General features: G+C 72.8%; 13 protein-coding genes. 6 read left to right on the top strand and 7 right to left on the bottom strand.

The genetic code is table 11. The features are described from left to right. Positions 1-14: 14 nt before the first annotated feature. The 4 genes from F1D97_RS14020 to F1D97_RS14005 form a co-directional block, all read right to left on the bottom strand. Entirely contained in the window at positions 15-878 is an 864-nt protein-coding gene (locus tag F1D97_RS14020) for a hypothetical protein (protein WP_236121132.1), read from the bottom strand. Then, positions 848-1,354: a DUF6318 family protein gene (locus F1D97_RS14015; protein ID WP_157732527.1), complete on the bottom strand. Its 507-nt coding sequence runs from the start codon at positions 1,352-1,354 to the stop codon at positions 848-850. Before F1D97_RS14015 ends, F1D97_RS14020 begins: the two co-directional genes overlap by 31 nt. A gap of 303 nt (positions 1,355-1,657) precedes the next feature. Further along, complete coding sequence (locus tag F1D97_RS14010) at positions 1,658-1,858, bottom strand: dodecin family protein (protein ID WP_094180364.1); 201 nt, start codon at positions 1,856-1,858, stop codon at positions 1,658-1,660. 129 nt (positions 1,859-1,987) lie between these two features. Next, positions 1,988-2,734: a maleylpyruvate isomerase family mycothiol-dependent enzyme gene (locus tag F1D97_RS14005; RefSeq protein ID WP_236121131.1), complete on the bottom strand. Its 747-nt coding sequence runs from the start codon at positions 2,732-2,734 to the stop codon at positions 1,988-1,990. A 149-nt stretch (positions 2,735-2,883) separates the two neighbouring features. Here F1D97_RS14005 and lepA point away from each other — a divergent pair, with 149 nt between their 5' ends. Next, positions 2,884-4,755, top strand: a complete 1,872-nt coding sequence (gene lepA, locus F1D97_RS14000; RefSeq protein WP_317618881.1) for a translation elongation factor 4 — start codon at positions 2,884-2,886, stop codon at positions 4,753-4,755. 19 nt (positions 4,756-4,774) lie between these two features. After that, positions 4,775-6,013: a radical SAM family heme chaperone HemW gene (hemW, locus tag F1D97_RS13995; RefSeq protein WP_236121130.1), complete on the top strand. Its 1,239-nt coding sequence runs from the start codon at positions 4,775-4,777 to the stop codon at positions 6,011-6,013. A gap of 24 nt (positions 6,014-6,037) precedes the next feature. Here the strand turns inward: hemW and F1D97_RS13990 are convergent, their stop codons facing one another. Then, complete coding sequence (locus tag F1D97_RS13990) at positions 6,038-6,442, bottom strand: DUF4870 domain-containing protein (protein ID WP_236121129.1); 405 nt, start codon at positions 6,440-6,442, stop codon at positions 6,038-6,040. Between the two features lie 187 nt (positions 6,443-6,629). Between F1D97_RS13990 and F1D97_RS13985 the strand changes: the two genes are divergently transcribed. Further along, positions 6,630-7,520 carry a DUF2189 domain-containing protein gene (locus F1D97_RS13985; RefSeq protein ID WP_236121128.1) on the top strand — a complete coding sequence of 297 codons (891 nt, stop codon included), beginning with the start codon at positions 6,630-6,632 and terminating at the stop codon, positions 7,518-7,520. A 63-nt stretch (positions 7,521-7,583) separates the two neighbouring features. On the opposite strand, the gene F1D97_RS13980 is transcribed toward F1D97_RS13985, so the two are convergent. Further along, on the bottom strand, positions 7,584-8,435 hold the full coding sequence (locus tag F1D97_RS13980) for a DUF3097 domain-containing protein (protein ID WP_236121127.1): 852 nt from the start codon (positions 8,433-8,435) through the stop codon (positions 7,584-7,586). Between the two features lie 168 nt (positions 8,436-8,603). Between F1D97_RS13980 and hrcA the strand changes: the two genes are divergently transcribed. The 3 genes from hrcA (at position 8,604) to F1D97_RS13965 (ending at position 11,706) form a co-directional block, all read left to right on the top strand. Beyond that, positions 8,604-9,623, top strand: a complete 1,020-nt coding sequence (gene hrcA, locus F1D97_RS13975; protein ID WP_236121126.1) for a heat-inducible transcriptional repressor HrcA — start codon at positions 8,604-8,606, stop codon at positions 9,621-9,623. Between the two features lie 78 nt (positions 9,624-9,701). Next, on the top strand, positions 9,702-10,832 hold the full coding sequence (gene dnaJ / locus F1D97_RS13970) for a molecular chaperone DnaJ (protein ID WP_236121125.1): 1,131 nt from the start codon (positions 9,702-9,704) through the stop codon (positions 10,830-10,832). Between the two features lie 115 nt (positions 10,833-10,947). Beyond that, positions 10,948-11,706 carry a 16S rRNA (uracil(1498)-N(3))-methyltransferase gene (locus tag F1D97_RS13965; RefSeq protein WP_236121124.1) on the top strand — a complete coding sequence of 253 codons (759 nt, stop codon included), beginning with the start codon at positions 10,948-10,950 and terminating at the stop codon, positions 11,704-11,706. 118 nt (positions 11,707-11,824) lie between these two features. Here the strand turns inward: F1D97_RS13965 and ppdK are convergent, their stop codons facing one another. Further along, complete coding sequence (gene ppdK / locus F1D97_RS13960; protein WP_236121123.1) at positions 11,825-14,530, bottom strand: pyruvate, phosphate dikinase; 2,706 nt, start codon at positions 14,528-14,530, stop codon at positions 11,825-11,827. Positions 14,531-14,816: the final 286 nt, after the last annotated feature.

The following is a 14,816-nucleotide window of genomic DNA, read 5'->3' as shown; positions in this document are numbered from 1 at the left end:
CAAGCAGGCGCCGGTCAGCCGTCGAGGTGGCTGCGGAGCTCGACGATCTCGAACTGGGGCGTGCTCGACGTCGTGAACGCCGTGCCGTCGATGTCGCGCCACTTGTGCAACGGGTCGATGTCCACTCGGTAGCGACCCGTCCATGTCGTGTACAGGGTGATCCGCGCGCTCCCGGGCTCACGGTACGACCGCGCCAGGTCGTGGTCGGGGTAGGGGTGACCGGGACTCGTCGTCTCCAACGGACGCTCGCCGTCGCCGAAGTCCCACACGAAAGCGATCGGTGTCGCCTCGATATCGAGTCCGAACCCCAGGAGCTCCGTCCGGAAGGTGGCCGGTTCTGCCTCCGTGTAGACGATCGTGGGCTTGTTGACGAGGACCTCACCCCGATCCGGTTGCATGTGCGCTCGCAGCGGCGTGATCGTCAGCTGCCGGAAGTCGTCCTCGGCGACGGCGGGGAGCAGGTCCTCCGGGCAGTGCCATCCCACCTGCTGCTCCCACGGGTTCACGTCCCGTATGCGACGCCAGATCGGCTGGAGCGCGTCGCCGTCCTCACACTCAGGCGGATCGTGCTGGACTGCCGATCCACCCCAGCAGAGATCGTGGCTGACGTCGTCGATCTCCGGAGCGCGGCTCCAGCACGGGAGGTCGCGCTTCCACTCGTACGCACCTCGCCCTGGGTCGTCTTCGTAGTGGTTCAAGCCGTCGGTCGCCTGGCGAGCGCGAAGGAAGATGTCGCCGCCGACGATGTCCTCGTCTGTCTCGAGTGCGGCCGCCCGACCTGCAGCGCCGACGACGAACCCGGACGAGAGCGCGAGAGCGATGACAACCGCACGGCATGCCGCACTGGTCAACGGCTGAGCCACGCCGTCACCACCCACGAACCCTCGTGCTTCAGGACGTCGATCTCGTGAACGCGCTTGCCTCCTGACCCCTCGGCAACGACGTCGCCCCCAGGACCGATCTCGCGCGATGCAGCCTGGGTGTAGGTGACCGTCGCTGTGAAGAGCGTGTCGCTCCGGTCCATGACAGCGATGTCGTCGACTCGGATTGCGCCACCTTCGGTGACGACTCCCTCGGCTTCGTACTGCTCGATGAGGTCGATGAGTTTGTTGCAGTACGTGCACGTGCTCGACGTGAGTTCCTTCATCTCATCGAGATCGTGCGTGGCCGCGGCGTAGGCGAAGAGGTGCAGGTAGTACTCGGCGATCGCTCCTGCCGACTCCTTGTCGGCGGGGCCATCGAATGCGGCGGGCCGCTGCGGCCGGGTCGTCGGATCGGTTCCTGGGACCGGGGGCACTGCGGTGGTCTGGGCCGCCTCGGGTGTCGGCGGCGCGGTAGGCGATGGCGAGGGCATGGCACCGCGCGTCGCGGGAGATCGTGTGGCGGCGATGTCCGCGGGCTCCGGAGAACACCCCGCGACCGCGGCGACGACCAGAGCGAAGGCAGTGAGGGCGCTCCACGTGAGGCGGCGAGCGGAGCGTCGGTGGAGCCGAGCCTCAGCGGGTGTGGAAGAAGCCACCGTTGGTCGCATGGCCCGAAGGTACTCAAAGCGGACATGGCGTGGAGCGATCTTCCGCCAGGCTGTGGACGAGCGTCCGGCCCTGGAGCGCGGACATGCCCCGCGGCCCGATGGGCGCGGGGCGCATCGATGGGCACGTCACTCGAGGACGAAGGTGACCTCCAGCACCACGTGGTACGCGGTGATCGTGCCGTCGGCCACCTCGACCTTCTGGTCCTTGACCCACGCGCCCGACACGTTGCGCAGGGTCGCCGACGCGCGTTCGACCCCGAGCCGTACGGCGTCGTCGAAGCTCTTCTCGGAGCGGGCGCTGATGGTGGTGATGCGGGCGACGGACATGACGCGACCTCCTGTGGGTTGGTGGTGCGGTGGCAGGTCAGCGCGGGCCGTGCGTGGTGCTGCGCTCGCTGCCGACCGTCCTTCGACTGTGGCCGCGGTCACACCAGCCCGCAACCGGACGGAGCGCCGTCAGGGCGTCAGGCGGCGGGCGAGCGCGTCGTCGAGTGCGGCGGCGTCACCGCGCACCGCGACCTCGTCGGGCGACCGGCGGCCCCACACCAGGAGCGCGAGGTCCTGCGCGGTGCCCTCGACCGTGACGGAGGGTGTGCCCGTGCCGCCCAGCAGCCAGGTCTGGTCCGCGTCGGTCGCGACGAGGCGCACCGGGGCGGGCAGGGGCTGCATGCGCCCCATCGCCTGCTGGCGGGGCTGCATGACGGTGACGACCTCGTCGACCGTGTCGGACCACACGGCGGCGTCGTCGTCGAGGGGGAGCCCACCCGCGGTGCGCAGGTCCCACAGGTGGACGGTCGTCTCGTGGAGCTGGCGGCGGCGCCACCAGGACGCGGGACCGTTGCCGACCAGGGTCCAGCCCTCGGTGTCGCCGAGGCGGACGAGGGTCTCGCGCAGCTCGGCGGCCTGGGTCGCGTAGAACGTGTCGAGCACGAACGGCCCGCGTCCCAGCGGTGTCTCCTGCCGCTTCGACGCCTGGCCCGCGGCCCAGTGGTGGATGCGCCCGAGGTGCACGACGACGTCGCGCACGCGCCACCGGCCGCACCACGGCACGCGCGTCGTCGGGTCGACCTCGGCGATCGACGCGAGGAACGCGTGCTGCGCGGCGACGAGGTGCGCGAGGTGGTCGAGACCGTCCGGTGCGACGGAGGTCGTCGTCGCTGTCGTCGGCACGGTGGTCGCGTGGTCGGACGGGGCCCGGGTCATGGGACCATGGTGGCGCCGGGCACCGACACCCACGAGGACGGGTCCGGCCGAGTTCCGGGCACCTTCTGCCAGGCCTCGAGCAGTCCGACGAGACCCGGTCCGCCCGGGTCGCCAGCCGTACCCCCGACGAGAACCGGAGCACCCGCCGCGTGTCCCCGATCCCGAGTGCCGCAGCCGCAGGCCGCATCCGCCCTGCCGCCACCGCGCCCGAGCTCCTGCGCAACTTCTGCATCATCGCCCACATCGACCACGGCAAGTCGACGCTGGCGGACCGCATGCTGCAGCTCACGGGCGTCGTCGAGGCGCGCGCGATGCGGGCGCAGTACCTCGACCGCATGGACATCGAGCGCGAGCGCGGCATCACGATCAAGTCGCAGGCCGTGCGCATGCCGTGGCAGGTGGGCGACACCGCGTACGCGCTGAACATGATCGACACGCCGGGGCACGTGGACTTCACGTACGAGGTCTCGCGGTCGCTCGCGGCGTGCGAGGGTGCGGTGCTGCTCGTCGACGCGGCGCAGGGCATCGAGGCGCAGACGCTCGCGAACCTGTACCTCGCGCTCGAGAACGACCTCGCGATCATCCCGGTGCTCAACAAGATCGACCTGCCCGCCGCCCAGCCGGAGAAGTACGCGGAGGAGATCGCGGGCCTCGTCGGCGGCGACCCGGCGGACGTGCTGAAGGTGTCCGGCAAGACGGGTGCGGGCGTCGAGGCCCTGCTGGACCGCATCGTCGAGACGATCCCGGCGCCCGTCGGTGACGCGGCCGCCCCGGCGCGCGCGATGATCTTCGACTCGGTGTACGACACGTACCGCGGCGTCGTGACGTACGTGCGCGTCGTCGACGGGAACCTCAACCCGCGTGAGCGCATCGCGATGATGTCGACGAAGGCGACGCACGAGCTGCTCGAGATCGGCGTCATCAGCCCCGAGCCGGTCCCGACGAAGGGCCTCGGCGTGGGTGAGGTGGGCTACCTCATCACGGGTGTGAAGGACGTGCGCCAGTCGAAGGTCGGCGACACGGTCACCAACGCGAGCAAGCCCGCGGCCGAGCCGCTCGGCGGTTACTCCGACCCCAAGCCGATGGTGTTCTCGGGCCTGTACCCGATCGACGGCTCGGACTACCCGGCGCTGCGCGACGCGCTCGACAAGCTCAAGCTCAACGACGCGGCGCTCAACTACGAGCCCGAGACGTCGGTCGCGCTCGGCTTCGGGTTCCGCGTCGGGTTCCTCGGCCTGCTGCACCTGGAGATCATCCGCGAGCGGCTCGAGCGCGAGTTCGACCTCGACCTCATCTCCACCGCGCCGAACGTCGTCTACGACGTCGTCATGGAGGACCGCACCGAGGTCCACGTGACGAACCCGTCGGAGTTCCCCGGCGGCAAGATCCGCGAGGTCCGTGAGCCGGTCGTCAAGGCGACGATCCTCGCGCCGAGCGAGTTCGTCGGCGCGATCATGGAGCTCAGCCAGTCCAAGCGCGGAGACCTGCTGGGCATGGACTACCTGTCCGAGGACCGCGTCGAGATGCGTTACACGCTGCCGCTCGCGGAGATCGTGTTCGACTTCTTCGACCAGCTGAAGTCCCGCACGCGCGGCTACGCGAGCCTCGACTACGAGCCCTCGGGCGAGCAGGTCGCGGACCTCGTGAAGGTCGACATCCTGCTGCAGGGCGAGCAGGTCGACGCGTTCAGCGCGATCGTGCACAAGGACAAGGCGTACTCGTACGGCGTGATGATGACCGCCAAGCTCAAGGAGCTCATCCCGCGCCAGCAGTTCGAGGTGCCGATCCAGGCGGCAGTCGGCAGCCGCGTGATCGCGCGCGAGACGATCCGCGCGATCCGCAAGGACGTCCTGGCCAAGTGCTACGGCGGTGACATCACCCGCAAGCGCAAGCTCCTCGAGAAGCAGAAGGAGGGCAAGAAGCGCATGAAGACGATCGGTCGGGTCGACGTGCCGCAGGAGGCCTTCATCGCCGCGCTCTCGTCGGACGCCGCCGCGCCCAAGGACGCCAAGAAGAAGTGACCCCGCTGGTGGGAGCGCCGTGAGCCCGGCCCTGCCCGACGGCGACGCCGCCCCCGACGACGGTGCCCTGCCGGCGTCGGTCGTGGCGGGTGCCGACGAGCGCGCGTTCGGCGTGTACCTGCACGTGCCGTTCTGCACGGTGCGCTGCGGGTACTGCGACTTCAACACGTACACGGCCACCGAGCTCGGCGGGGGAGCGAGCCAGGTCTCGTACGCCGCGACCGCGGTGCGCGAGGTCGCCCTCGGTGCGCGGGTGCTGCGCGACGCCGGTGTGCCCGCGCGGCCGGTCTCGACGGTCTTCGTCGGCGGCGGCACCCCGACGGTGCTGCCGCCCGAGGACCTCGTCGCGATGCTGCGTGCGGTCGACGACGCCTGGGGACTGGCCGACGACGCCGAGGTGACCACCGAGGCGAACCCCGACTCCGTGACGCCGGAGTCGCTCGCGGCGCTCGCCGCCGGCGGGTTCACGCGCGTGTCGTTCGGCATGCAGTCGGCCGTCCCGCACGTGCTGCGCACGCTCGAGCGCACGCACGACCCGGCACGCATCCCCGCCGTGGTGCGCTGGGCGCGCGACGCGGGGCTCGACGTGTCGCTCGACCTGATCTACGGCACCCCGGGGGAGTCGCTCGAGGACTGGCGCGTCTCCCTCGAGGCGGCGCTCGCCACGGGCGTCGACCACGTCTCGGCGTACGCGCTCGTCGTCGAGCAGGGCACGAAGATGGCCGCGCAGGTGCGCCGGGGCGAGCTCACGCTGCCCGACGCCGACGACCAGGCGGCCAAGTACGAGCTCGCCGACGACCTGCTCACGCAGGCGGGCCTCGGCTGGTACGAGGTGTCGAACTGGGCGCGCAGCGCGCAGCACGCGTGCCGGCACAACCTTGCCTACTGGCGGGGCGACGACTGGTGGGGCGTCGGTCCCGGCGCGCACTCGCACGTCGGCGGTGTGCGCTGGTGGAACGTCAAGCACCCGCGCGCGTACGCGGCCCGCCTGGACGCGGGTTTGAGCCCGGCGGCGGGGCGGGAGGTCGTCGACGACGAGGCGGCGGCGCTCGAGCGGCTCATGCTGCACGTGCGGCTCGCCGACGGGATGCCGCTCGACGAGCTCGCCGACGACGAGCGGGGCCGGGTGGCCGGGCTCGTCGCCGACGGGCTCCTCGACGGTCGGACGCTCCTGACGGCGCGGCGGCTGGTGCTCACGCGGCGCGGTCGGTTGCTCGCGGACCTCGTCGTGCGGACGCTCGCGGGCTTCGGCTCCTGAGAGCGCCCGCCCGCGAGCGTCGCGTCACTTGATGAAGCGGATCGTGAGCGGGTAGCGGTACCACTCGAAGCGGCTCGCGGCGACGGCGGCGATGATCTCGAGCACGAGCGCACCGATGCCGGCGACGACGAGGATGACGAAGCCGATCAGGACGATCGTGAGGATCGCACCGACGACGACCGCGATCAGCAGCGTGATCTGGAAGTTCAGCGACTCCTTCGCCTGGTTCTCCAGGTAGGGGCCGCGGCCGCGGAACACGAGCCAGATCACGAGCGGCGCGATGAAGCCGAGGCCGATCAGGGGCAGCACGTGCGCGAGGATCGCCCACGTCTTCTCCTCGTCGGGCCGCAGCGGCTGCGGGCCCGCGCCGTACGCGGGCGGCGGCGGAGCCGCGTCCCAGCCCTGGCCGTTCGGGGGTGTCGTGCTCACGGTGTACCTCCGTCGTGTGGTCCGTCCTGGCAGTGCGTCACCCGGTTCGGTGAGAGGGGCGACTCTGCTGGTCGCAGGGTAGTCGTTCACGGTCGTCCACAGGTCGTCCACGGTTCCTTGACACGGTTGGTCCACTTCGGTTCGCTTTCGTCGGGCCACCCCGGGCCCGAGAAGTCGAAGGAGACGCATGAGCGACACCACACCGCGGCCGGACGACGGGAGCACGCCGGTCCCGCCCGGGCCGCAGCAGCCCACGCCGCCCGCGCCCGAGGGTGCGTACCCGCCGCCTCCTGCCGGCGCCTACCCGCCCCCGGGCGGTGCCTACCCGCCGCCTCCCGGTGGGTACCCGCCGCCGCCCGCGCCGGGCGGCTACGGCGGCGACTCGAGCGTCGACGTGGTCGAGGGCTTCAAGTGGGGCTGGAAGAAGTTCACCGAGAACCTCGGCCCGATCCTCATCGCGATCCTCGTCTACGTCGTCGGGTCCGCGATCCTCATCGGCCTGTGGTACCTCGTGATCTCCGGCGTCCTCCTCGGGACGACGGAGACGACGATCGACGACGACGGGGAGATCCACTTCGGTTCCGGTCCGAGCTTCGTCGCCGTCCTGCTGGCCGGCGCGTTGATCTCGCTCGTCGCGGTGCTCGTGCTGTCGGTCGTGCAGGCCGGCTTCATCCAGGGCGCGCTGCGGATCAGCCGTGGCGAGTCGCTCACGGTCGACACGTTCTTCAAGTTCAAGAACCTGCCCGCGGTGATCCTCGCGTCGCTGCTCGTCGCGGCGCTCACCGCGGTCGGCTACGCGCTGTGCTACCTGCCGGGCATCGTGGTCGCGTTCTTCGCGCAGTTCACGCTGTACTACGTGGTCGACCGCGGCACGGGCGCCGTGGACGCGCTCAAGGCGAGCTTCCAGCTCGTCCGGGACAACCTCGTGCCGGCGGTGCTGATCTTCCTCGGCGCCGCGCTCGCGAGCGCCGTCGGTGGTCTCGTCTGCGGCGTCGGTGCGCTCGTCACGGTCCCCGTCGCCCTGCTCGCGCAGGCGTACGTGTACCGCCGCCTGAACGACGAGCCCGTCGCCGCCTGACCCGGCTCGACGAGGACGGGCTCCCGCGCGCGGCGCGGGAGCCCGTCCTGCGTCCCGGGTCGGTCAGGCCGTGACGAAGTCGATGAGCTCCTCGACGCGACCCAGCAGCGAAGGCTCGAGGTCGGCGTACGTGCGCACCGAGCCGAGGATCCGCTTCCAGGCGTGCGCGACGTCCGCCTGGTCCGCGGCGGGCCAGCCCAGCTCCCGCAGGATGCCGAGCTTCCACTCGGTGCCGCGCTCGATCGTCGGCCACGCGGTCAGCCCGAGCCGCGCGGGACGCACGGCCTGCCACACGTCGACGTACGGGTGGCCCAGCACCAGCACGGTGCCGCGCGGTGCCACGCGCACCGCCTCGGCGGCGATCCGCGCCTCCTTCGACCCGCTGACGAGGTGGTCGACGAGCACGCCCACGCGCCGCTGCGGCGTGGGGGAGAACTCGCGCAGCGCCTCGACGAGGTGGTCCACGCCCTCGAGCAGCTCGACGACGACGCCCTCGACGCGCAGGTCGTCGCCCCACACCTTCTCCACGAGCTCGGCGTCGTGCTTGCCCTCGACCCAGATGCGGCTGCCCCGCGCCACGCGCGCCTTGGCACCCTGGACCGCGCGCGAGCCGGACGCGGTGCGCTCGGGTGCGCGCGGCGCCGTGGACGTGACGGGCGCGGTGAGCTCGACGGGCTCGCCGTCGACCCAGAACCCCGGACCGAGCGGGAACGTGCGCGTGCGTCCCTTGCGGTCCTCGAGCACGACGACGTGCTGGCCGCCGGACTTCTCGACGCGCACCACGGCCCCGACCCAGCCGGTCGTGACCTCCTCGACGACGAGCCCGCGCTCGGCGGCCTGCGGCCGGGACGTCCGCGGCCCTCGGTGGTGCTCGGTGCGCCCGCCGCCCAGCACGTCCGACCCGTAGCGATCCATCACCCTGGCTCTCCCTCGTCGCGGTCCGTCGGTCCGTCACCCTAGGGTGCGAGCGGACGGCTCGGGCGGTGCCCCACGGGCGCGGCGTAGGATTGGCACTCGGACCAGGCGAGTGCTACCACGGCGGCACGGCTGCGAGCGACGCGCAGCGCGACGGACGGAGGCGAGATGAGCGACGAGCGGCGGATGGACGTGCTGCGCGCGATCGTCGAGGACTACGTCTCGACGAGCGAGCCCGTCGGGTCGAAGGCACTGGTCGAGCGCCACGCGCTCGGGGTGTCGTCCGCGACGATCCGCAACGACATGGCCGCGCTCGAGGAGAGCGGGTTCATCGCGCAGCCGCACACGTCCGCCGGTCGCATCCCCACCGACAAGGGCTACCGCGTCTTCGTCGACCGACTCACGACCGTCAAGCCGCTGTCGGCGCCCGAGAAGCGCGCGATCGGCGCGTTCCTCGAGGACGCGGTGGACCTCGACGACGTCGTCGACCGCTCGGTGCGGCTGCTCGCGCAGCTCACGCACCAGGTCGCGGTCGTGCAGTACCCGTCCCTGCGCCGCTCGGCGCTGCGCCACATCGAGCTCGTGCCCGTGGCGCAGCGGCACCTGCTCGTCGTGCTGATCACCGACACGGGCCGCGTCGAGCAGCGCACGCTCGAGACGTCCGCGGAGCTCGACGAGGCCGTCGTCGCGCAGCTGCGCGCGACGCTCAACGTGCGCGTCGCGGGCCGTCGGCTCGCCGAGCTGCGAGGGCTGGTCGACGAGGTCGCGGAGCAGTACGCGCCCGAGGACGTCGCGCTGCTGCGGCAGGTCGTGGGCGTGGTCGAGGAGACGCTCGCGCAGGAGAGCGAGGAGCGCGTGGTGCTCGCGGGCACCGCGAACCTCGCGCGCGGCGGGACGGACTTCGCGCGCAGCCTCGGGCCGGTGCTCGAGGCGCTCGAGGAGCAGGTCGTGCTGCTGCGGCTGCTGTCCGAGATGGCCGAGGACGCCGCGTCGGTCTCGGTGCGCATCGGCCACGAGACGCAGCACGACGGCCTCGTCGAGACGAGCTTCGTCACGAGCGGGTACGGCGACGAGGGCGGCTCGGTCGCCCGGATCGGCGCGATCGGCCCGACCCGCATGGACTACCCGGCGACCATGGCGTCCGTGCGTGCCGTGGCGCGCTACCTCACGCGCATCCTGGCCGGGTAGCACCCGGCCGCGCGCACCGCGGACGCCCCGGCGTCCCGACCACCCGACGAGCCCGCCAGGAAGCGAGCAGACCACCTCGTGAGCAACGACTACTACGCGATCCTCGGCGTCCCGCGCGACGCGACGCCCGAGCAGATCAAGAAGGCGTACCGCAAGCTCGCCCGCGAGCACCACCCGGACGTCGCGGGCGACGACCCGGCCGCCGAGGAGCGGTTCAAGGACGTCTCGCGCGCGTACGAGGTGCTCGGCAACCCGGAGAAGCGCCGCGCGTACGACCTGGGCGGCGACCCGTCGTCGCCCGGCGGCGGCATGGGCGGGGGCTTCGGCTTCCAGGACATCTTCGAGACGTTCTTCGGCGCGGCGACGGGGGCGAGCGCGCAGCGCGGGCCGATCCCGCGGGCGCGTCGCGGCCAGGACGCGCTGCTGCGCCTCGACCTCGACCTCGCCGAGGTCACGTTCGGCACGCACCGCGAGGTCCCGGTCGACACGGCGGTCGTGTGCCCCACCTGCCAGGGGACGTGCTGCCGTCCCGGCACGTCGCCCCGCACGTGCGAGGTGTGCCACGGCCGCGGCACGGTGCAGCGCGTCGCGCGCTCGTTCCTCGGCCAGGTCATGACGAACCAGCCGTGCGCCGCGTGCCGCGGGTTCGGCACGACGATCCCCGAGCCCTGCACCGAGTGCGCGGGCGAGGGCCGCGTGCGTGCACGTCGCACGATCGCGGTGGACGTCCCCGCGGGCGTCGACACGGGCACACGGATCAAGCTCACGAGCCAGGGCGAGGTCGGCCCGGCGGGCGGCCCGCCCGGTGACGTCTACCTCGAGGTGCGCGAGCGCCGGCACGAGGTGTTCACGCGCGACGGCGACGACCTGCACGCGACCCTCTCGGTGCCGATGACCGCCGCCGCGCTGGGCACGGTGCTCACGCTCGAGACGCTCGACGGCGAGCAGGAGGTCGACCTGCGCCCGGGCACGCAGCCCGAGCAGGTCGTGACGCTCAAGGGGCTCGGCGTCGGGCACCTGCACGTCGGCGGGCGCGGCGACCTGCACGTGCACGTCGAGGTCACCGTCCCGACGAACCTCGACGACGAGCAGGCCGAGCTGCTGCGCCGGCTCGCGGCGCTGCGCGGCGAGGAGCGCCCCGAGGGCCGGCTCGCCGCCGCCCACCAGGGCGTGTTCGGCAAGCTGCGCGACAAGCTCGCCGGCCGCTGAGCCAGGCCGACGCCGCCCGCGCCGACCAGCCGCACCGACCAGCCGCACCGTCACGCGCGCCTCACCCGCACCTCACCCACACCGTCACCGCCTCGAGACAGGACCCGCACGCCCGATGACCGCACCCGTCTTCGTCGTCGACCCCGGCCGCCTCGACACCCTGGCGGCGGGGGACACCTTCCGCCTCGACGGCGCCGAGGGGCGGCATGCGGGGGTCGTGCAGCGCAAGGCGCGCGGCGAGCGCGTCGACGTCGTGGACACGCGCGGCGTGCGGGTCGTCGGGGTCGTCGCGCAGGTCGGCCACGAGGGCGTGGACGTCGAGGTGCTCGAGCTCGTGCGCGAGGCCACGCCGCGCGTGCGGCTCGTGCTCGTGCAGGCACTCGCGAAGGGCGACCGGGACGAGCTCGCGATCGAGGCCGCGACCGAGGTGGGGGCGGACGCGGTCGTCCCGTGGCAGGCGGACCGCTCGATCGTCGTGTGGCGAGGGGAGCGCGCCGCCAAGTCCCGCGCGCGTTGGCTGGGCACGGTGCGGACCGCCGCGAAGCAGTCGCGGCGCGCGTGGGTTCCGGACGTGGACGTCGCGCTCGACTCCAAGGCGCTCGCTGCCCGGGCGCGCGAGGTCGTCGCCGCGGGAGGAGCGGTGCTCGTGCTGCACGAGTCCGCCACGGACCCGCTGGCCGAGGCTGCGCTCCCGGACGACGGCGACGTCCTCGTCGTCGTCGGCCCCGAGGGCGGGATCGGCGACGACGAGCTCGCGCGGCTCGTCGACGCGGGCGCTCGGCCCGTGCGCCTCGGCCCGCACGTGCTGCGCACCTCGACCGCCGGCCCGGTCGCGCTCGCGCTGCTCGCGACGCGCCTGGGCCGCTGGGGCTGACCCCGCACCCGCACCGGCGCCCGGCGCGCCCGGGGAGCACGACGGCGCCGGCCCGCGTATCTCCGCGCGGACCGGCGCCGTGCTCGTGCCCGGACTCACCCCGCCGGGAAGGGGGCGGTCAGCGCGTGTCGCTCGCCGCCGCGACCGCCGAGCGACCGGCCTCGAGCCGCGCGACCGGCACCCGGAACGGGCTGCAGGACACGTAGTCCAGACCCACCGCGTGGAAGAACCGGATGCTCTCCGGGTCGCCACCGTGCTCGCCGCAGACACCGAGGTGCAGGTCGGGCCGCGTGGCGCGGCCCTCCTCGACCGCGATCTGCACGAGCCGGCCCACGCCGCGCGTGTCGACGGTCTCGAACGGGGAGACCGCGAGCACGCCGTTCGCGTTGTACTGCGGGAAGAACGCGCCCTCCACGTCGTCGCGCGAGAAGCCCCACGTGGTCTGCGTGAGGTCGTTCGTGCCGAACGAGAAGAACTGCGCCTGCGTCGCGAGACGGTCCGCGGTGAGCGCCGCGCGCGGCAGCTCGATCATGCAGCCGACCGGCAGGTCGAGCGTCTGCCCGGTCTCCGCGGACACGTCGGCCATGATCCGCAGCGCCTCCTCGCGCACGAGCCGCAGCTCCTGCACCGAGCCGACGAGCGGGACCATGATCTCGGGGCGCGGCGCGAGCCCGTCCGTGAGCAGCTGCGCGGCCGCCTCGCACACCGCGCGGATCTGCAGCGCGAACAGCCCCGGCACCACGAGCCCGAGCCGCACGCCGCGCAGGCCGAGCATCGGGTTGGCCTCGTGCATGCGCCGCACCGCGGCGAGCAGGGTCACGTCGTGCGGGTCGACCTCGCCGCGGGACTCGGCCAGCGCGACCTTCACCGAGAGCTCGGTCAGGTCGGGCAGGAACTCGTGCAGCGGCGGGTCGAGCAGCCGGATCGTGGTCGGCAGCCCGTCCATGGCCCGCAGGATCCCGACGAAGTCCTCACGCTGGACGGGAAGGAGCGCGTCGAGCGCGGCCTGGCGCTCGTCGTCGTCGGCCGCGAGGACCACGCGCTCGACGAGCAGGCGGCGGTCGCCGAGGAACATGTGCTCCGTGCGGCACAGGCCGATGCCCTGCGCACCCAGGCGCCGCGCGCGGGCGGCGTCCTCGGGCGTGTCGGCGTTCGCCCGGACGCCGAGGCGGCGGACGGCGTCGGCGTGCGTGAGGATCCGGTCGACCGCGACGACCAGCTCGGCCGTCTCCTCGTCGGGTGCCTCGGCGAGCGCGGCGTCGATGCCGTCGTCGAGGTACCGGCTCACCGGCGAGGGGCGCACCGGCACGGAGCCGACGAAGATCTCGCCCGTGCTGCCGTCGATCGCGATGACGTCCCCCTCGTGGACCGTGCGCGGGCCCACGTGCAGGCGCCGGCCGGCGAGGTCGATGTCGAGGGCCTCGGCGCCGACCACGCAGGTGCGGCCCATGCCGCGCGCGACGACCGCGGCGTGCGACGTCTTGCCGCCGCGTGCCGTGAGGACGCCGACCGCGGCGATCATGCCGCCCAGGTCGTCGGGGTTGGTCTCGCGGCGGACCAGGACGACGTCCTTGCCCTCCGCGGCCCATTCCTGCGCGGTCTCCGCGTCGAACACCGCCATGCCGACGGCCGCACCCGGGGAGGCGGCCATGCCCTTCGCCAGGAGGTCGCGCTCGGCGTCCGCGTCGAACTGCGGGAACAGCAGCTGGGACAGCTGCGCGCCGGTGACGCGGTCGAGCGCCTCGTCCATCGTGATGAGGTTCTCGTCGACGAGCTGCACGGCGACGCGGAACGCGGCGGGCGCGGTGCGCTTGCCCACGCGCGTCTGCAGCATCCACAGCTTGCCGCGCTCGACGGTGAACTCGATGTCGCACAGGTCGCGGTAGTGCGTCTCGAGCCGGCGCATCGCGCGGCGCAGGTCCTCGTACGCCTCGGGGTCGAGACGCTCGAGCTCGGCGAGGCCGGAGGTGTTGCGGATGCCGGCGACGACGTCCTCACCCTGCGCGTTGGCGAGGTAGTCGCCGTACACGCCGGAGCGGCCGGTCGCGGGGTCGCGCGTGAACGCGACGCCCGTGCCGGAGGTCGGGCCGAGGTTGCCGAACACCATCGCGCACACGTTGACCGCGGTGCCGAGGTCGTCCGGGATGCGCTCCTTGCGGCGGTACAGCCGCGCGCGCTCGGTGTTCCACGAGTCGAACACGGCGGTGATCGCGAGGTCGAGCTGCTCGCGCGGCGACTGCGGGAACTCGCGCCCGGTCTGGTCGCGCACGATGTCCTTGTAGACGCCGACGAGGTCGCGCAGGTCGTCGGTGCCGAGCTCGACGTCCGAGCTGACGCCGCGGGCGGCCTTCGCCTTGTCGAGCGCGTCGGCGAACTCCTCGCCCGGGATGCCGAGCACGGTGCGGCCGAACATCTGCACGAGCCGCCGGTAGGAGTCCCACGCGAAGCGCTCGTCACCGGTGAACGCGGCCAGGCCGTGCACGGTGAGATCGTTCAGACCGACGTCGAGGACGGTCTCCATCATCCCGGGCATCGAGAACTTCGCGCCCGAGCGGACCGAGACGAGCAGCGGGTCGGCCGGGTCGCCGAAGTGCCGCTGCATGGCGTCCTCGAGCCGTCGCATCGCCATGGTGACCTCGACGCGCAGCTCGGCCGGCACGTCGCCGTCGGCCATGTACTCACGGCACGCCTGTGTCGTGATCGTGAACCCGGGCGGCACGGGCAGGCCCAGGCGGGTCATCTCCGCCAGTCCCGCGCCCTTGCCGCCGAGCAGGTCGCGGGCGTCCTTGTCGCCTTCGCTGAAGTCCCATACGTAGCCGGCCACGGCTCCACCTCCTGGGAGTACGGCCAGGCGTCCTTGCCCGACCGCGAGTAGCACACCCGAGCCCCGTCGCGCGGGTGACGGTCCCAGTCTCGTCCCACCAGGCGGACACCTCCACGGGACCAACGTCCGGCGTCACCACCTGCTGCGATGCCGACCCCGCGGTTGCTCCGGCTCCGGACGTCCATGCCCGGAGCAACCGCGGGGTCGGCCCGTGGGAAGGCGGGGGGAGCGCGCAGCGGGGAAGAGCGGTGGGGGTGGGGGAACGTAGGATGGGGCAGCAGACCAC

The sequence above is a fragment of the Cellulomonas palmilytica genome (assembly GCF_021590045.1).
Taxonomy (GTDB): Bacteria; Actinomycetota; Actinomycetes; order Actinomycetales; family Cellulomonadaceae; genus Cellulomonas; species Cellulomonas palmilytica.
The sequence above is the reverse complement of the archived record's forward strand: the minus strand, read 5'-3'. Positions and strand labels throughout refer to the sequence as shown.

Excerpts from the sequence above, each read along its gene's own strand:
- F1D97_RS13980 (WP_236121127.1), bottom strand. The coding sequence starts at position 8,435 with ATGGATCGCTACGGGTCGGACGTGCTGGGCGGCGGGCGCACCGAGCAC.
- F1D97_RS14015 (WP_157732527.1), bottom strand. The coding sequence starts at position 1,354 with ATGCCCTCGCCATCGCCTACCGCGCCGCCGACACCCGAGGCGGCCCAG.
- F1D97_RS14010 (WP_094180364.1), bottom strand. The coding sequence starts at position 1,858 with ATGTCCGTCGCCCGCATCACCACCATCAGCGCCCGCTCCGAGAAGAGC.
- F1D97_RS14005 (WP_236121131.1), bottom strand. The coding sequence starts at position 2,734 with ATGACCCGGGCCCCGTCCGACCACGCGACCACCGTGCCGACGACAGCG.
- hrcA (WP_236121126.1), top strand. The coding sequence starts at position 8,604 with ATGAGCGACGAGCGGCGGATGGACGTGCTGCGCGCGATCGTCGAGGAC.
- F1D97_RS13985 (WP_236121128.1), top strand. The coding sequence starts at position 6,630 with ATGAGCGACACCACACCGCGGCCGGACGACGGGAGCACGCCGGTCCCG.
- F1D97_RS13965 (WP_236121124.1), top strand. The coding sequence starts at position 10,948 with ATGACCGCACCCGTCTTCGTCGTCGACCCCGGCCGCCTCGACACCCTG.